Source organism: Streptomyces sp. HUAS MS02 (genome assembly GCF_055702265.1).
The window spans coordinates 678,780-694,914 of record NZ_CM146747.1 but is presented as its reverse complement, the minus strand read 5'-3'; the positions used below and the strand labels follow the sequence as shown (position 1 = coordinate 694,914).

Annotated in this window: 12 protein-coding genes; 4 read left to right on the top strand and 8 right to left on the bottom strand. The window is 71.3% G+C overall.

Annotation, left to right across the window (positions count from 1 at the left end):
* Positions 1 to 28: 28 nt before the first annotated feature.
* Both katG and ACZ9QC_RS03070 read right to left on the bottom strand, forming a co-directional pair.
* The gene (gene katG / locus ACZ9QC_RS03075) at positions 29 to 2,248 is read right to left on the bottom strand and encodes a catalase/peroxidase HPI (RefSeq protein WP_472918685.1); all 2,220 of its coding nucleotides are present in this window, start codon (positions 2,246 to 2,248) and stop codon (positions 29 to 31) included.
* Positions 2,249 to 2,280: 32 nt separating this feature from the next.
* On the bottom strand, positions 2,281 to 2,715 hold the full coding sequence (locus ACZ9QC_RS03070; protein WP_472918684.1) for a Fur family transcriptional regulator: 435 nt from the start codon (positions 2,713 to 2,715) through the stop codon (positions 2,281 to 2,283).
* Positions 2,716 to 3,486: 771 nt separating this feature from the next.
* Between ACZ9QC_RS03070 and ACZ9QC_RS03065 the strand changes: the two genes are divergently transcribed.
* Positions 3,487 to 4,185 (top strand): uracil-DNA glycosylase family protein, encoded by a 699-nt coding sequence (locus tag ACZ9QC_RS03065; protein WP_472918683.1) that lies wholly within the window; start codon positions 3,487 to 3,489, stop codon positions 4,183 to 4,185.
* Here the strand turns inward: ACZ9QC_RS03065 and ACZ9QC_RS03060 are convergent.
* From ACZ9QC_RS03060 to rhaI, 6 genes are all read right to left on the bottom strand, one after another.
* Positions 4,182 to 4,841, bottom strand: a complete 660-nt coding sequence (locus ACZ9QC_RS03060) for a LutC/YkgG family protein (protein ID WP_472918682.1) — start codon at positions 4,839 to 4,841, stop codon at positions 4,182 to 4,184. The two genes, ACZ9QC_RS03065 and ACZ9QC_RS03060, sit on opposite strands and share 4 nt — an antisense overlap.
* Entirely contained in the window at positions 4,838 to 6,316 is a 1,479-nt protein-coding gene (locus tag ACZ9QC_RS03055) for a LutB/LldF family L-lactate oxidation iron-sulfur protein (RefSeq protein WP_472918681.1), read from the bottom strand. Before ACZ9QC_RS03055 ends, ACZ9QC_RS03060 begins: the two co-directional genes overlap by 4 nt.
* Positions 6,313 to 7,068, bottom strand: a complete 756-nt coding sequence (locus ACZ9QC_RS03050) for a (Fe-S)-binding protein (RefSeq protein ID WP_472918680.1) — start codon at positions 7,066 to 7,068, stop codon at positions 6,313 to 6,315. The genes ACZ9QC_RS03055 and ACZ9QC_RS03050 overlap by 4 nt, the downstream gene beginning before the upstream one ends.
* 206 nt (positions 7,069 to 7,274) lie before the next feature.
* Entirely contained in the window at positions 7,275 to 8,753 is a 1,479-nt protein-coding gene (locus ACZ9QC_RS03045; RefSeq protein ID WP_472918679.1) for a rhamnulokinase, read from the bottom strand.
* A gap of 11 nt (positions 8,754 to 8,764) precedes the next feature.
* Entirely contained in the window at positions 8,765 to 10,804 is a 2,040-nt protein-coding gene (locus tag ACZ9QC_RS03040; protein WP_472918678.1) for a bifunctional aldolase/short-chain dehydrogenase, read from the bottom strand.
* Between the two features lie 289 nt (positions 10,805 to 11,093).
* Positions 11,094 to 12,263 (bottom strand): L-rhamnose isomerase, encoded by a 1,170-nt coding sequence (rhaI, locus tag ACZ9QC_RS03035; RefSeq protein ID WP_472918677.1) that lies wholly within the window; start codon positions 12,261 to 12,263, stop codon positions 11,094 to 11,096.
* Positions 12,264 to 12,521: 258 nt separating this feature from the next.
* Here rhaI and ACZ9QC_RS03030 point away from each other — a divergent pair, with 258 nt between their 5' ends.
* The 3 genes from ACZ9QC_RS03030 to ACZ9QC_RS03020 are packed head-to-tail and all read left to right on the top strand — an operon-like array spanning position 12,522 to position 16,100.
* Positions 12,522 to 14,039, top strand: coding sequence for a sugar ABC transporter ATP-binding protein (locus ACZ9QC_RS03030; protein WP_472918676.1), 1,518 nt, complete (start codon positions 12,522 to 12,524; stop codon positions 14,037 to 14,039).
* Entirely contained in the window at positions 14,036 to 15,076 is a 1,041-nt protein-coding gene (locus tag ACZ9QC_RS03025; protein ID WP_472918675.1) for an ABC transporter permease, read from the top strand. Before ACZ9QC_RS03030 ends, ACZ9QC_RS03025 begins: the two co-directional genes overlap by 4 nt.
* Positions 15,069 to 16,100, top strand: a complete 1,032-nt coding sequence (locus ACZ9QC_RS03020; RefSeq protein WP_472918674.1) for an ABC transporter permease — start codon at positions 15,069 to 15,071, stop codon at positions 16,098 to 16,100. The genes ACZ9QC_RS03025 and ACZ9QC_RS03020 overlap by 8 nt, the downstream gene beginning before the upstream one ends.
* Positions 16,101 to 16,135 lie beyond the last annotated feature (35 nt).

The window sequence follows — 16,135 nt, the reverse complement described above, 5'->3', positions numbered from 1 at the left end:
AGGACCTGGGCCGATCGGCCCGGGAGGATCAGACCAGGTCGAACCGGTCCAGGTCGGAGACCTTGGCCCAGGCCGCGACGAAGTCCTTCACGAACTTCTCCTTGGCGTCGTCGCTCGCGTAGACCTCGGCGAGGGCACGGAGCTCGGAGTTGGAGCCGAAGACCAGGTCGGCACGGGTGCCGGTCCACTTGACCGCACCGGTGTCCGCGTCACGGCCCTCGAAGAGGGTCTGGTCGGCGGAGGTGGACTTCCAGGTCGTGCCCAGGTCGAGCAGGTTGACGAAGAAGTCGTTGGTGAGCACGCCCGGGGTGTCGGTGAAGACGCCGTGCGTGGACTGGGCGTGGTTGGCGCCCAGGACGCGCAGACCGCCGACGAGGACCGTCAGTTCGGGGGCGCTCAGCGAGAGCAGGTTCGCCCGGTCGATCAGCAGGTACTCGGCGGGCAGGCGGTTGCCCTTGCCCTGGTAGTTGCGGAAACCGTCGGCCGCAGGCTCCAGCGCCGCGAACGACTCGGCGTCCGTGTGCTCCTCGGTCGCGTCCACCCGGCCCGGGGTGAAGGGCACCTCGACCGCGTAGCCGGCGTCCTTGGCGGCCTTCTCGACCGCGGCGGCACCGCCGAGGACGATCAGGTCGGCCAGGGAGACCTTCTTGGCGCCGGAGCCGGAGTTGAACTCCGCCTGGACGCCCTCCAGGACGCTCAGGACGTGACGCAGGTCGTCCGGGTTGTTGACCTCCCAGCCGCGCTGGGGCTCCAGACGGATCCGGGCACCGTTGGCGCCGCCGCGCTTGTCGCTGGAGCGGAAGGTGGAGGCCGACGCCCACGCGGTGGACACCAGCTGCGAGACCGACAGACCCGAGGCGAGCAGCTTGCTCTTGAGCGCCGCGATGTCGGCGGCGTCGATGACCTCGCCCTCGGCCGCCGGCAGCGGGTCCTGCCAGATCAGGGTCTCCGCCGGGACCTCCGGGCCGAGGTACAGCGACTTCGGGCCCATGTCACGGTGGGTCAGCTTGAACCAGGCGCGGGCGAAGGCGTCCGCGAACTGGTCGGGGTTCTCGTGGAAGCGCTTGGAGATCTCGCCGTAGACCGGGTCGAAGCGCAGCGAGAGGTCGGTGGTGAGCATCGTGGGCAGCTTCTTGGCGTCGCTGTGGGCGTCGGGGATGATCGCCTGCGCGTCCTTGGCCACCCACTGGTTGGCGCCGGCGGGGCTCTGGGTGAGCTCCCACTCGTAGCCGAAGAGGATGTCGAAGAAGTCGTTGCTCCACTGGGTCGGCTTGGTGGTCCAGGTGACCTCCAGGCCGGAGGTGATGGCGTCGCCGCCCTTGCCCGTGCCGTAGGTGGACTTCCAGCCGAGGCCCTGCTGCTCCATGGAGGCGGCCTCGGGGTCGTCGCCCACGTTGTCCGCGGGGCCGGCGCCGTGGGTCTTGCCGAAGGTGTGGCCACCGGCGATGAGGGCGACGGTCTCCTCGTCGTTCATCGCCATGCGGCGGAAGGTCTCACGGATGTCGCGGGCCGCGGCGAGCGGGTCCGGGTTGCCGTTCGGGCCCTCCGGGTTGACGTAGATCAGACCCATCTGGACGGCGCCGAGCGGGTTCTCCAGCTCGCGGTCGCCGGTGTAGCGCTGGTCGTCCAGCCAGGTGGTCTCGGGACCCCAGTAGACGTCCTCGTCGGCCTCCCACACGTCGGCGCGGCCGCCGGCGAAGCCGAAGGTCTCGAAGCCCATCTGCTCCAGGGCGACGTTACCGGTGAGGATCATGAGGTCGGCCCAGGAGATGGCCTGGCCGTACTTCTTCTTCACCGGCCACAGCAGACGGCGGGCCTTGTCCAGGTTGCCGTTGTCCGGCCAGCTGTTCAGCGGCGCGAAGCGCTGCTGGCCGCGACCGCCACCGCCGCGGCCGTCGTGGATGCGGTAGGTGCCGGCGCTGTGCCAGGCCATACGGACCATCAGCGGGCCGTAGTTGCCGAAGTCGGCGGGCCACCAGTCCTGCGAGGTGGTGAGCACCTCCGCGATGTCCTGTTTCACGGCCGCGAGGTCGAGGTTGTTGAACGCCTCGGCGTAGTCGAACGACTCACCCAGCGGGTTGGCGACGACCGGGTCCTTGGCGAGGATCTTCAGGTTGAGCCGCTCCGGCCACCACTGACGGTTCCCGCCGCCCTGGGTCGGGTGCGCGGCGCGTCCGTGGGCGACCGGGCAGCCTCCCGTCTCCTCGGGCTTCGCGTCCGTGACGATCGCGTCGTGGTTCTCAGTCATGGGAGTCCTTCCGGAACTGGTGGATCACGGTGCTAACTGCTGGCTTCGGAACATGGGGGGCACAGGCCCCAGTAGATGACCTCGGCCTCGTCGATCGCGAAGCCGCGGTCGTCGGAGGCGGTCAGACACGGGGCGTGCCCGACCGCGCAGTCGACGTCGACCACGACACCGCAACTGCGGCACACGAGGTGGTGGTGGTTGTCCCCGACACGCCCCTCGTACAGGGCCGGGCTGCCGGGTGGTTCGAGGCGGCGTACGAGCCCCGCGCCGGCGAGCGCGGTCAGGGCCTCGTACACGGCCTGGAGCGAGATGTGGCCCACGCGATCGCGCACGCCCGCGGCGATCGCTTCGACGCCGAGGTGGTCGCCGTCCCGGACGGTCTCCAGCAGCGCCACGCGCGCGGCCGTCACCCGCAGGCCGGCACCGCGCAGCTCCTCGGCGGTGTTCGGGGGCTGGGATGCGGTCATGGCGACCAACCTACCCTCATAAACACGAACAGTTCAAGAAAACGAACGATCCAAGTTTCAGTGGTGCGCCGGCCACGGTCCGTAGCCGCTCCGGCAGGGCCTGCGTGGCCCCTACCTGCGGCTGGGGTGATCGAATCAGCCCAAGGTGAGCAGCAGGATCGCGAGCGCGGCTCCGAGGGACCCGGCCGTCTGCCGGAAGTTCACCCGTTCGTGGAGCAGGGTCAGCCGAGGACCGTGGGACGGCCGGATACAGGGAGGCCAGGACGACCACCACGGGCACCCTGCCGCTGGGCCGCCCAGAGGTGGGGGAACAACGCGAGAGCGGCCCCCGCCCCGATCGCGGCCGCCGCCGCCCACACCGCCGTCGGCCGCCGGAACCGCCCGGCCCGCCGCCACAGCCCGGTGCCGACCGGACCACCACCGCCGCCCACCCCGCGACCACCGGCCACACCCCGCCGCCCGCACCGGCCTGGGCCGACCCGAGGTACGGCACCGCCACCCCCAGGCAGGCGACCAGCCCCTCCAGGGCCGCCCCGACCCGGATCCCGGGCACCCCGCGATCGCCCCCCGGCCCCGTCGCGGGGGCGCCACCGGGCCGGTTCCCCGCCGGTTCCGCCCGGCCGTCGGGTCCTCCGCCGTTCAGCGCGGCGGACGTCAGCGCGAGAAAGGCGGCCATTCGTCCCTGGGTGCCCCACGGGAGCCGGTGCCCGTGCATCGCGACGGCGGGAGGGGTACTCGGGGTTCCCGGTTCCACCCGAGGAGGTGCCCCGGATGAGCCCCATCGAGCACGCGAGCCCCACGAAGGCCCGCTCACCGGACCCGCGGGCCTACGACGCCGAACCGTTCCTCCCGAGTCGCGGCGGGCTCCCCGCCCACCGCCGGGCCGCAGCCGAGTGCCGGGGCTGTCCCTGTCCCCTGTACGAGGACGCCACGCAGACCGTCTTCGGCAAGGGGGACGGGTCCGCCCGGCTCCTGCTCGTCGGTGAGCAGCCGGGGGACCAGGAGGACCGGCAGGGCGAGCCCTTCGTCGGCCCCGCCGGGCGGCTGCTGCGGCGCGCCCTCGACGAGGCCGGGATCGACTGGGACACGGCCTATGTGACCAACGCGGTCAAGCACTTCAAGTTCACCCGGCCCCCGGGCGGCGGCAGACGCCGGATCCACAAGGCCCCGACCTGCGCGAGGTCGCCGCCTGCCGCCCCTGGCTGCTCGCCGAACTCCGCCTCGTCCGGCCCGAGATCGTGGTGGCCCTCGGCGCCACCGCCGGCAGGGGCACTGCTCGGCGGCTCCTTCCGGGTCACCAAGGACCGCGGCACACTGCTGCCCCTGCCCACGGACGGATCGCCGGGGCCGTACGCGGTCGCCACCCTGCACCCTTCCGCCGTACTCCGCGCCGACGACCGCGACGCCGCCTACGCGGGACTGGTGTCCGACCTCAGGGTGGCCGCCGAGGCGCTGGCCGGGAGGCCCTAGTCCCGGCCTCCACCCCCGGTCACCAGAACCACCTCCAGGGTGCGCGGGCCGTGCACGCCCTCCACCCGGTCCAGTTCGATGTCGCTGGTGGCGGACGGGCCCGAGATCCACGTCAACGGGCGGGCCGGGTCCAGGAGTTCGAGCGCCTGCGGCACCGACGACACGACCTGGTCCGGTACACGGACGACGCAGATGTGATGGTCGGGCACGAGCGTGATCCGGCGGCGGCCCTGGTCGGGGGAGCCGTCCAGCACGATCGTGCCGGTCTCGGCGATCGCGAGGGCGCAGGCCGTGACGACACTGTCGACCCGGTCCAACTCGTGCGCGGTGCTCTCGCCCCGGTCCGGCACCCTCGCAAGATCGGTCGCCGACAGCCAGTCCTCGCGCAGGCCCGACGGCACCAGCACCGACGTGGAGCCGTGCGCGCGCAACAGCCCTGCGATCACCTCCGCGAGTCCGTCCGCGTCGGTGCGGTGCACGAGCGCCCGGTAGTCCGCCAGGTTCTCCGCCAGCAACTCCACCGTCTCGTCGGCGCTCAGCCCGCCGTGCTCCCGGAGATAGTCCCGCCGCACGGCCCGCTCGTACGGAGTGTCGTCCCCGCGCACGTCGGCGAGGGCGCGTCGCACCCGGCCCAGGATCAGTTCCCTGCTGCTCACTTGCCCGTGTCCTTTCCACCGTTCGTGCGCTGCCACCAGTCCCGGAACGGCTCGGCGGGCAGCGCGGGAAGGTCCCGGCTGCCACTCCAGGCCCTGCCGGGGCCCGGCAGCGTACGGGGGTGGAAGCGGCGCGTGCGGGACGCGAGCCGCTGCCCGGTGCGCAGCGCGCCGGGGTGGCTGAACGCCCACCGGGCCGCGCGCATCGCCGCCCGCTCGGCCGCGTGCCCCTTCGCGGGCTTGAGCACGACCTTGTTGCCCCCTTCCGTCACCGGGCCGCCCTGCGTCACCCGTTCCCGCAGGTGCACCAGCACCTCGGGGATGTCGATGGCGACCGGACACACCTCGTAGCAGGCGCCGCACAACGACGAGGCGTACGGCAGGGAGGAGTCGATCTCGCTTCCGATGCCCCTCAGTTGAGGGCTGAGGATGGCGCCGATCGGGCCCGGGTACACCGAACCGTAGGCATGGCCGCCCGCCCGCTCGTACACCGGGCAGACGTTGAGACAGGCCGAGCAGCGGATGCAGCGCAGGGCCTGCCGGCCGACCTCGTCGGCGAGCGTGTCGGTGCGGCCGTTGTCGATGAGGACCAGGTGGAAGGTCCCCGGGCCGTCCTCGTCGGTGGTGCCCGTCCAGGTGGAGGTGTACGGGTTCATGCGCTCGGCGGTGGAGGAGCGGGGCAGGGTCTGCAGGAACACCTCCAGGTCCCGCCAGGTCGGCACGATCTTCTCGATGCCGACGACCGAGATCAGCGTCTCGGGGAGGGTGAGGCACATCCGGCCGTTGCCCTCGGACTCCACGACCACCAGCGTGCCCGTCTCCGCGACCATGAAGTTGGCGCCGGAGACACCGACCTTGGCCCGCAGGAACTTCTCCCGCAGATGCAGCCGCGCCGCCTCCGCCAGCTCGGCGGGCGTGTCGGTCAGACCCTCGGGGGCCGGGCGGCCCCACTTGCTCATCTCGCGCGTGAAGATGTCCCGGATCTCGCCCCGGTTGCGGTGGATCGCCGGGACCAGGATGTGCGAGGGCCGGTCCTTGCCCAACTGCACGATGAGTTCGGCGAGATCGGTCTCGTAGGCGTGGATGCCCTCGGCCTGAAGCGCCTCGTTCAGCCCGATCTCCTGCGTGGCCATCGACTTGACCTTGACGACCTCGCTCTCGCCGGTCGCCTTGACGAGATACGTGACGATCCGGTTGGCCTCGTCCGCGTCGGCGGCCCAGTGGACCGTGCCGCCCGCCGCCGTGACCGACTCCTCCAACTGGACCAGATAGCGGTCGAGATGACGGAGCGTATGGTCCTTGATCTGTTTGCCCGCCTCGCGGAGCGCGGCCCAGTCGGACACCTCCGCGACCGCGTTGGCGCGTTTGGCGCGGATGGTGTGGGTGGCGTGGCGCAGATTCCCGCGCAGGGTCTCGTCGCGCACGGCCTCGTGCGCCGCCTTCGGGAACGCCGGCATCCCGAGATACGTCCCGCTCATACCAGCGGCTCCTCTTCCGTGCTCGCCAGGATCTCCGCGATGTGGACGGGCCGCAGGTCCGTCCGCAGCCGGGTCATCGTGCCGCCGAGGTGCATCAGGCACGAGTTGTCGGCCGCGCACAGCACCTCCGCGCCCGTCGACTCGGCGTTGCGCACCTTGTCCGCGCCCATCGCCGCCGAGACATCGGAGTTCTTCACGGCGAACGTGCCGCCGAAGCCGCAGCACTCGTCCGCGCCGGGCAACTCCACCAGTTCCAGCCCCTTGACGGCCTGCAGCAGCCGCCGGGGCCGCTCGCCGAGACCGAGGCTCCGCAGCCCGTGGCAGGTCGGGTGGTAGGTCACCTTGTGCGGGTAGTACGCGCCGACGTCCGTCACGCCCAGCACGTCCACCAGGAACTCGGTCAGCTCGTACGTCTTCGGCACGACCGGCGCCAGCGTCCGCGCCAGACCGTCCCCGCGCCCCTCGGCCCGGGCCCGCTCACCCATGCGCGGATACAGCTCCCGCACCATCGCCCCGCACGAGCCGGACGGTGTCACGATCGCCTCGTACTCCCGGAATACATCGGAGAACTGCCGGGCCAGCGGCTCGGCATCCCGTCGGTACCCGGTGTTGTAGTGCGCCTGCCCGCAGCAGGTCTGACCCATCGGGAAGTCGACGTCGACACCCATCCTGGTCAGCAGTTTCACCACGGCGCGGCCGGTGTCCGGATAGAGCGTGTCGTTGACACAGGTCAGGAACAGAGCGACACGCATCGCGGCTCCTTGAGAGTCGATCATCGGATGAGTGCAGAGTACGACGTGCGAACGCGAAGGGCGAGAGGCCCCGCGTGACGATCGGCGGACACGGGGCCGCCGCGAGGCGGCTGAGCCGCGCACCGATCGTCGCCGGAGGAGTTCCCGTCGGGGGAGCCTCGCTGGGGGAGCCCTGCCGGGGGAGCTCCCGCCGGCGGAGGACCGGCTCACCTGCAGGTGAGCCGGTCCTCCGCCGCGCGCCAGGCCGCCGGGTCGCCCTGCGGCTCGTACTGCGCCAGCGGCTGGGTGCGGGCGAGGAGTCGCCGCATCGAGGCCCGGTCGCCGACCAGGCCGTGGGTGCGGGCCTGGACGAGGACGTTGCCCAGGGCGGCCGCCTCCGCCGGTCCGGCCACCACCGGCAGCCCGCAGGCGTCGGCCGTGAGTTGGCAGAGCAGGGCGTTGCGGGTGCCGCCGCCCACGATGTGGACGACGTCGACGGGGTGGTCGGCCAGCGCCTGGGCCTCGGCGACGGCCCGCCGGTGGGCGAGGGCCAGCGAGTCCAGGATGCAGCGGGTGATCTCGGCCGGTGTCGCCGGGACGGGCTGCCCCGACTCCCGGCACGCCTCCGCGATCCGCTCGGGCATCCGGCCCGGAGCGAGGAACGCCGCGTCCCCGGCGTCCACCACCGACCGCAGCGCGGGCACCGTCGCGGCCTCCCGCAGCAGTTCACCGAGATCCGGGTCCCCCCACTCCCGCACGCACTCCTGGAGCAGCCACAGTCCCATGATGTTCCGGAGGTAACGGACCGTGTCGTCGAGCCCCAGCTCATTGGTGAAGTTGGCCGCCCGGCTCGCCTCGGTCAGCACCGGGGCCTGAAGCTCCAGGCCCGCCAGCGACCAGGTGCCGGTGCAGATGTACGCGAACCGTTCCCCGGTCGCCGGCACGGCCGCCACCGCCGAGGCGGTGTCGTGCGAGCCGACCGTCGTCACCGGGACCGGGCCGGGGAGCCCCGTGGCCTGGAGCGCCTCGGGCCGCAGCAGGCCGGCCGGATCACCGGGCCGCCGCAGCGGTGCGAACAGGCCGAGGTCGATGCCGAGCCGGTCCGCGACGTCCCGCGACCAGTCACGGGTCCGGGGGTCGATCAGCTGGGTGGTGGAGGCGTTGGTCAGCTCGGTGCCCGGCTCCCCGGTCAGCCAGTACGTCAGCAGGTCGGGGATGAGCAACAACCGCTCGGCATGGGCGAACTGTGCGGACGACCGGGCGGCGACCAACTGGTACAGCGTGTTGAACGGCGCGTACTGCAACCCGGTCGCCGCGTACAACCATGCGGCGGGCACGGTCGTCCACACCTTCTCCGCGACACCGTCGGTCCGGGCGTCCCGGTAGTGCACCGGATTGCCCAGCAGGGCACCGTCGGCGTCCAGCAGCCCGTAGTCGACGGCCCAGCTGTCGATGCCCACGGAGTCGATCCGTCCACTGCTGAGGGCACCGGCCGCCCGCAGCCCGTCGAGTACGCCCGCATACAGCGACAGCACGTCCCAGCGCAGCCCCTCAGGCGTCCGCACCGGCCGGTTCGGGAACCGGTGCGCCTCGACCAGCTCCAGCGAGTCCCGCCCCGCGCGGCCGACCATGACACGCCCGCTGGAGGCACCCAGGTCGACCGCCACGTACGAGTTCACGGCCCCGCTCGCCGGAGTCCCGCTCATGACGTGCGTGCTCATCGCAGGAACGCGGCGGCCACGCCGGCGTCGACCGGGACGTGCAGCCCGGTGGTGTGCGTCAGCTCCCCGCCGGTCAGCGCGAACACCGCGTTCGCCACGTGCTCCGGCAGCACCTCGCGCTTGAGGATGGTCCGCTGGGCGTAGAACTCGCCGAGCTTCTCCTCCTCGATGCCGTAGGTCGCCGCGCGCTGGGCACCCCAGCCGGCCGCGAAGATCCCCGAACCCCGCACCACACCGTCGGGGTTGACCCCGTTGACGCGGATGCGGTGCTCACCCAGTTCGGCGGCGAGCAGCCGCACCTGGTGCGCCTGGTCGGCCTTGGTGGCGGAGTAGGCGATGTTGTTGGGGCCGGCGAAGACGGCGTTCTTGGAGGCGATGTAGACGATGTCGCCGCCCAGACCCTGCGCGATCATCACCCGCGCCGCCTCGCGCGCCACCAGGAACGACCCGCGGGCCATGATGTCGTGCTGCAGGTCCCAGTCCTTGGCCGACGTCTCCAGCAGCGGCTTGGAGATCGAGATGCCCGCGTTGTTGACGACGAGATCGACACCGCCGAAGGCCAGCGCGGCGGCCTTGAAGGCCTCCCCGATCTGCCCCTCGTCGGTCACGTCGACGGTCACGGCGACGGCCTTGTCCGCCCCGCCCAGCTCCTCGGCGACGGCGGCGGCGTTCTCGGCGTTGAGATCGGCGACGACCACACAGGCGCCCTCGGCCACGAGCCGGTGGGCGATCGCCTTGCCGATCCCGCTGCCCGCACCGGTCACCAGCGCCACCCGGGTCGCCAGCGGCTTCGGCTTCGGCATGCGCTGGAGCTTGGCCTCCTCCAGCGCCCAGTACTCGATGCGGAACTTCTCCGACTCCTCGATCGGCGCGTACGTCGACACCGCCTCGGCGCCCCGCATCACGTTGATCGCGTTGACGTAGAACTCGCCGGCCACCCGGGCCGTCTGCTTGTCCTTGCCGAAGCTGAACATGCCCACACCCGGGATCAGCACGATCGCCGGGTCGGCGCCGCGCATCGCGGGGGAGCCGGGCTCGGCGTGCCGCTGGTAGTAGGCGGCGTACTCCTCGCGGTACTCGGCGTGCAGTTCCTTCAGCCGGGCGATCGCCGCGTCGAGGTCGGCGCTCGGCGGAAGGTCCAGCACGAGCGGGCGGACCTTGGTCCGCAGGAAGTGGTCGGGGCAGGAGGTACCCAGGGCGGCGAGGCGGGGGTGCTCGGCGGCGGCCAGGAAGTCGAGGACGACCTCGGAGTCGTCGAAGTGCCCGACCTGAGGCTTGTCCTGCGAGGCGATGGCCCGGATGTGCGGGGCGAGGGCCGCGGCCCGCTCCCGGCGCTCCGCGCCGTCCAGCGCGGCGTACCCCTCGACGACGGGCCCGAGCGGCTCGGCCTTCCCCTTCTCTTCCAGGAAACGCTCGGCCGTGCGAATGATGTGCAGCGAGTTCTTCTCGCACTCCTCGGCGGTGTCGCCCCAGGCGGTGATCCCGTGTCCGCCGAGCACACAGCCGATGGCCTGCGGGTTCTCCCGCTTCACGGCGGCGATGTCCAGGCCCAGCTGGAACCCGGGCCGCCGCCACGGCACCCACACCACACTGTCCCCGAAGCACTCGGCGGTCAGCTTCTCGCCGTCGGCCGCGCAGGCGAGCGCGATCCCGGAGTCCGGGTGCAGGTGATCCACGTGGGCCGCGTCCACCAGCCCGTGCATCGCGGTGTCGATCGACGGCGCCGCTCCGCCCTTGCCGTGCAGGCAGTAGTCGAACGCGGCCACCATCTCGTCCTCGCGGTCGACCCCCGGGTAGACGTCGACGAGCGCCCGCATCCGGTCCAGCCGCAGCACGGCGAGCCCGGCCTCGGTCAGCGTGCCCAGGTCGCCCCCGGACCCCTTCACCCACATCAGCTCCACGTCGCCGCCGGTGACGGGGTCGGTGTCGGTTCCCTTGGCGGACGCGTTGCCACCGGCGTAGTTGGTGTTCCGCGGATCGGCACCAAGCCGCCGGGACCGGGCGAGCAGAGCTGCGGCTTCGGGATGGGTTGCCATGTGCGATCAGTCCTTACGGTGAGATGAGTACGGGGGTCGGGTCGGGGGGCGGGGGCACGTCGCCGAGCGCGGGTGAGTGGGACTTCTCGCGCAGTTCCCCGCGCCCCTGAAAACCCAGGCCCTGCGGGCCTGGAAGGCGGCGGGGCTGCTGGATGAAAAGCACGGGGCGCAGCCCCTGCTTTTCAGGGGCGCGGGGAACTGCGCGACCAGCCACGAACCGGCCCGCGGCCCGCAACCGGCAGTGACCCGGCAGACGAAACGCGGCATCGGCTTCAGCCCAGCGCAGCGGTCACGCTCCCCACCCCGCCTGCTCTCCCCCCACCCGCTCCTCCACGATCTTCGCCGCCCACCCGGACCGCCGGTACGCGCCCAGAGGATCGGGGTCCAGCCCCATCTCCTCCCGCACCTCCCGCAGCAACGGCCGCACATCCGTGTTGTACGCGTCCATCACGACGGCGTTGGCCTCCAGCACGTCCCCGGCCCGCTGGGCGGAGCGCAGCGCGTCCCCGTCGACGAGCAGCGCCTTCGCCGTGGCCTCCTGCACGTTCATCACCGACCGGATGATCGCGGGGATCTTCGCCTCGATGTTGTGACACTGGTCGAGCATGAACGCGACCTCGGGAGTGAACCCGCCCCCGCGCACGACCTCGTACATGATCCGGAACAATTGGAACGGGTCGGCGGCCCCGACCATCAGGTCGTCGTCGGCGTAGAACCGCGAGTTGAAGTCGAACGCGCCGAGCTTCCCCTCGCGCAGCAGCGTGGCCACGATGAACTCGATGTTGGTCCCCGGCGCGTGGTGGCCCGTGTCGACCACGACCTGCGCCTTCGGTCCGAGCTTGAGGCAGTGGGCGTAGGCGGTGCCCCAGTCCGGCACATCGGTCGTGTAGAAGGCGGGCTCGAAGAACTTGTACTCCAGCAGCATCCGCTGGTCGTCGCCGAGCCGCTCGTAGACCTCGGCGAGCCCCTCGGCCAGCCGGTCCTGGCGCCCGCGGATGTCGTCCTGGCCGGGATAGTTCGTCCCGTCCGCGAACCACAGCTTCAGATCGCGCGACCCGGTCGCGTCCATGATGTCGACGCACTCCAACAGGTGGTCGACGGCCTTGCGGCGGATCGCCGCGTCCGGATGACAGATGCTGCCCAGCTTGTAGTCGTCGTCCTGGAAGGTGTTGGAGTTGACGGCGCCCAGCTTCACGCCGCGCTCCTGCGCGTGCTTCGCCAGCTCCGCGTATCCACCGGAGCCCTCCACCTTGTCCCACGGGATGTGCAGGGCCACGGTCGGTGCCACGCCGGTGAACTCGTGGACCTTGCCGGCGTCGTCCAGCTTCTCCCAGGGATCGCGCGGGACGCCCGCCTGGGCGAACACCTTGAAGCGGGTTCCGGAGTTTCCGTACGCCCACGACGGCGTCTCGACGGCCTGTGTCTTGAGGGCGGCCTTCACCGCGGCGAGCTCGGTCACGTCAGGGCTCCTACCGGCTTCGATGTCTGAAACGATTCAGCACCGGAAACTATGAGCGGCTCGCCGGACTGTCAACCCCTCAGGTCAACACCGTTCTCCGTGACCGGGTCGCGACCTCTTCTGTCGAAAGAATTTCGACCGCGACCCATTGACGTGACCTGCGTGGGGTGCCTAACGTCCCGGCAACCTAGTTGAAACCTTTCACGACGCAGTGGGGCAGCCTCTCCGCCCGCCACAGGCCGTCGTCGAGGAGCCCCTATGACCCACCCGTCCGACACGGGTCCGGCCCCCGTTCTCGCGCTGAAGGGCGTTTCCAAGTCCTTCGGCGCCGTACGCGCCCTGCGGGACGTGTCCCTCGAACTGTTTGCGGGCGAGGTGCACGCACTCGCCGGGGAGAACGGCGCGGGCAAGTCGACCCTGATCAAGAGCCTCGCCGGGGTGCACCGACCGGACTCCGGTCAGGTGCTTCTCGACGGCGAGCCCACCGTCTTCCACGGCCCTGCCGACGCACGGGACGCGGGCATCGCCGTCATCTACCAGGAGCCCACGCTCTTCCCCGACCTCTCGATCGCCGAGAACATCTTCATGGGCCGCCGGCCGCGGCGCACCCTCGGCCGCATCGACCACAAGGCCACCCACGCGGCCACCCTCGCGCTGATGCGGCGGCTCGGTGTCGAGCTCGACCCCGACCGCCCCGCGCGCGGCCTGTCCATCGCCGACCAGCAGATCGTCGAGATCGCCAAGGCGCTCTCCTTCGACGCCCGCGTCCTGATCATGGACGAGCCGACGGCGGCCCTCACCGGCAGCGAGGTGGCCCGGCTCTTCGGTGTCGTCCGCACCCTGCGGGAGCAGGGCTCCGCCGTCCTCTTCATCTCCCACCGCCTGGAGGAGATCTTCCAGATCTGCCGGCGCGTCACCACCCTGCGCGACGGTGCCTGGATCTCCAGCGAACCGCTCGACGGCATGACCGAGGACGACCTGGTCCGCCGCATGGTCGGCCGCGACCTGGACGAGCTGTACCCCAAGCAGGAGGTCGAGCCGGGCGAGGTCGCGCTGAGCGTGCGCCGGCTGACCCGCGAGGGCGTCTTCACCGATGTCTCCTTCGACGTCCGCCGGGGCGAGATCGTCGGCCTGGCAGGTCTCGTCGGCGCCGGCCGCACGGAGGTCGCACGGGCCGTCTTCGGCATCGACCGCTGGGACGCCGGCGAGGTCGACATCGACGGCAAGGCGCTCACCAACGGCGCCCCCTCCACCGCCATGGCCGCCGGGCTCGCCCTGGTCCCCGAGGACCGCCGCGCCCAGGGCCTGGTGATGGACATGTCCATCGAGCGCAACATCGGCCTCACCGGACTCCGTACGACCGTCAGGGCGGGCCTGATGGACCGGGGCGCCGAGCGCAGCCGCTCCCTCGACTGGGCCGTCAAGCTCCAGGTCAAGTACGCCCGGATCGCCGACACCGTCAACACCCTGTCCGGCGGCAACCAGCAGAAGGTCGTCCTCGCCAAGTGGCTCGCCACCGGCCCCAAGGTACTGATCGTCGACGAGCCCACCCGCGGCATCGACGTCGGCACCAAGGCCGAAGTGCACCGCCTGCTCAGCCAGTTGGCCGCCGACGGCGTGGCCGTGCTGATGATCTCCTCCGACCTGCCCGAGATCCTCGGCATGGCCGACCGCGTGCTCGTGATGCACGAGGGCCGGCTCACCGCCGAGATCCCTCGCTCCGAAGCCACCGAGGAATCCGTGATGGCCGCAGCCACCGGGAGGGCCGCCGCATGACGGTGACCGCCCCTCAGAACACTCCCGTCGCCGAGGTGCCCAGGTCCAGCGGCACCCGGCTCGTGGACCGTGTCTTCAAGATGCGTGAACTCGCCATCCTGGTCGTCTTCCTGGTGATGATCGTCGTCACCCAGCTGGGCAACAGCGAGTTCCTCACCGAGCAGGGCATCAAGGACCTGCTGCTCAACGCGACCATCCTGGTGCTGGTCGCCGTCGGACAGTCACTGGTCGTCATCACCCGCAACGTCGACCTGTCGGTCGGCTCCACCCTCGGCATCAGCGCCTTCGCCGCCGGTACGTACCTCCAGGGCGGCGGCAACGCGGTCGTGGCCGTGCTCCTGGCGGTCCTGACGGGCGTCGGCTTCGGCCTGCTGAACGGACTGCTCGTCAGCCTCGGCCAGGTGCCCGCCCTCGTCGTCACCCTCGGCACGCTCTACATCATCCGCGGCATCGACTCCATCTGGGTCGGCTCCCGGCAGATCGTCGCCTCCGGACTCCCGGACGGGTTCATCGACTTCGGCTCCGGCGGCATCCACGCCGTGCCCTATCTCGCCCTGATCGCGGTGGCGGTGCTGGTGGCCACGGCGTACTACCTGAAGCACTTCGGCAGCGGCCGCGAGCTCTACGCGCTCGGCTCCAACCCGGAGGCCGCCCGCCTCGCCGGCATCCCGGTCCGCAAGCGCATCCTCATCGCCTACACCTTCTGCGGCGCCCTCGCCGGCCTCGCCGGCGCGCTCTACCTGGCCCGCTTCGGCAACGTCGACTCCAGCACCGGCAACGGATACGAACTCACCGTCGTCAGCGCGGTCGTGGTCGGTGGCGTCGTCTTCACCGGCGGCTCCGGCAGCGTCTACGGCGCGGCGCTCGGCGCCCTGCTGCTGACCTCCATCAACAGCGTGCTGCCCGCCCTCGGCGTCAGCTCGGTCTGGGTGCTCGCGATCAACGGCATCCTGCTCATCCTCGCCATCGCCGTGGACCGGGTGGTCGCGGTCCGGGTGGCGACCGCTCTGAAGAAGAGGAACGCCCGCCATGGCTGACTCCACGCTGTCGCGCGCCGCCCGCTGGTCCGCCGTGAAGAGGTGGGATTCCGCCGTCGGCGCCCTCCTCATCGTCGTGCTCCTGCTGTCCTTCACCACCGTCGACGGCTTCGGCAACGCACTCAACCTGTCCTTCCTGATCGGCAACACCCTGCCGATCGCGCTGGTCGCCCTCCCGATGACCCTCCTCGTGGTCTCCGGCGAGATCGACCTCTCGGTCGCCTCCACCGCCGGTCTCTCCGGCGCGGTGATGGGCGCCCTGTGGAACCAGGGCATGACCATCGAGACGATCATCCCGATCTGTCTGGCCCTCGGTGTGGTCTGCGGACTGATCAACGGCCTGCTGGTCACCAAGCTCGGCCTGTCCTCCCTCGCCGTCACCATCGGCACCCTCGCCGCCTACCGGGGCATCGCGCAGATCGTCCTCGGCTCCGACGCGGTCACCGACTTCCCCACCCAGTACCTGGAATTTGCGGCCGGCCGGATCGGCGACAGCTTCGTCCCGCAGGCCTTCATCCCCTTCCTGGTCCTGCTCGTGATCGCCGTGATCGCCCTGCACGCCACCCCCTTCGGCCGCTCGGTCTTCGCGACCGGGGCGAGCGAGGAGGCCGCCCGGTTCGCCGGCATCCGGGTCAAGCGGCAGAAGCTGATCCTCTTCACGGTGACCGGTCTGATGGCCTCCCTCACCGGCGTCTTCTGGGCCCTGCACTACGCCAGCGCCCGCTACGACAACGCCACCGGGCTCGAACTCTCGGTCGTCGCCGCCGTGCTGCTCGGCGGTATCGACTTCGACGGCGGCAAGGGAACGCTCGGCGGCGCGATCGCCGGCGTGTTCCTGCTCGGCACCCTGCAGAACGTGATGAGCCTGAAGGACGTCTCCGCCCAGTCGCAGATCGTCGTCACCGGCGTCCTGCTCGTCCTCTCCGTGCTCGGCCCCCGGGTCGCACGCCAGATCTCCGTCGCCAGGGCCGGCCGCAGAGCCGCCTCGGTGCCGGCCACCAAGGCGCCCACTCCAGCCCCGTGAACGGCTGGGCCCCCACCGCCGACTCCGTACCGCTC

What these genes read in the sequence shown, in the direction of transcription:
- katG (WP_472918685.1), bottom strand. Translation starts at nt 2,248, where the DNA reads ATGACTGAGAACCACGACGCGATCGTCACGGACGCGAAGCCCGAGGAG.
- ACZ9QC_RS03070 (WP_472918684.1), bottom strand. Translation starts at nt 2,715, where the DNA reads ATGACCGCATCCCAGCCCCCGAACACCGCCGAGGAGCTGCGCGGTGCC.
- ACZ9QC_RS03065 (WP_472918683.1), top strand. Translation starts at nt 3,487, where the DNA reads ATGAGCCCCATCGAGCACGCGAGCCCCACGAAGGCCCGCTCACCGGAC.
- ACZ9QC_RS03055 (WP_472918681.1), bottom strand. Translation starts at nt 6,316, where the DNA reads ATGAGCGGGACGTATCTCGGGATGCCGGCGTTCCCGAAGGCGGCGCAC.
- ACZ9QC_RS03050 (WP_472918680.1), bottom strand. Translation starts at nt 7,068, where the DNA reads ATGCGTGTCGCTCTGTTCCTGACCTGTGTCAACGACACGCTCTATCCG.
- ACZ9QC_RS03045 (WP_472918679.1), bottom strand. Translation starts at nt 8,753, where the DNA reads ATGAGCGGGACTCCGGCGAGCGGGGCCGTGAACTCGTACGTGGCGGTC.
- ACZ9QC_RS03040 (WP_472918678.1), bottom strand. Translation starts at nt 10,804, where the DNA reads ATGGCAACCCATCCCGAAGCCGCAGCTCTGCTCGCCCGGTCCCGGCGG.
- ACZ9QC_RS03030 (WP_472918676.1), top strand. Translation starts at nt 12,522, where the DNA reads ATGACCCACCCGTCCGACACGGGTCCGGCCCCCGTTCTCGCGCTGAAG.
- ACZ9QC_RS03025 (WP_472918675.1), top strand. Translation starts at nt 14,036, where the DNA reads ATGACGGTGACCGCCCCTCAGAACACTCCCGTCGCCGAGGTGCCCAGG.
- ACZ9QC_RS03020 (WP_472918674.1), top strand. Translation starts at nt 15,069, where the DNA reads ATGGCTGACTCCACGCTGTCGCGCGCCGCCCGCTGGTCCGCCGTGAAG.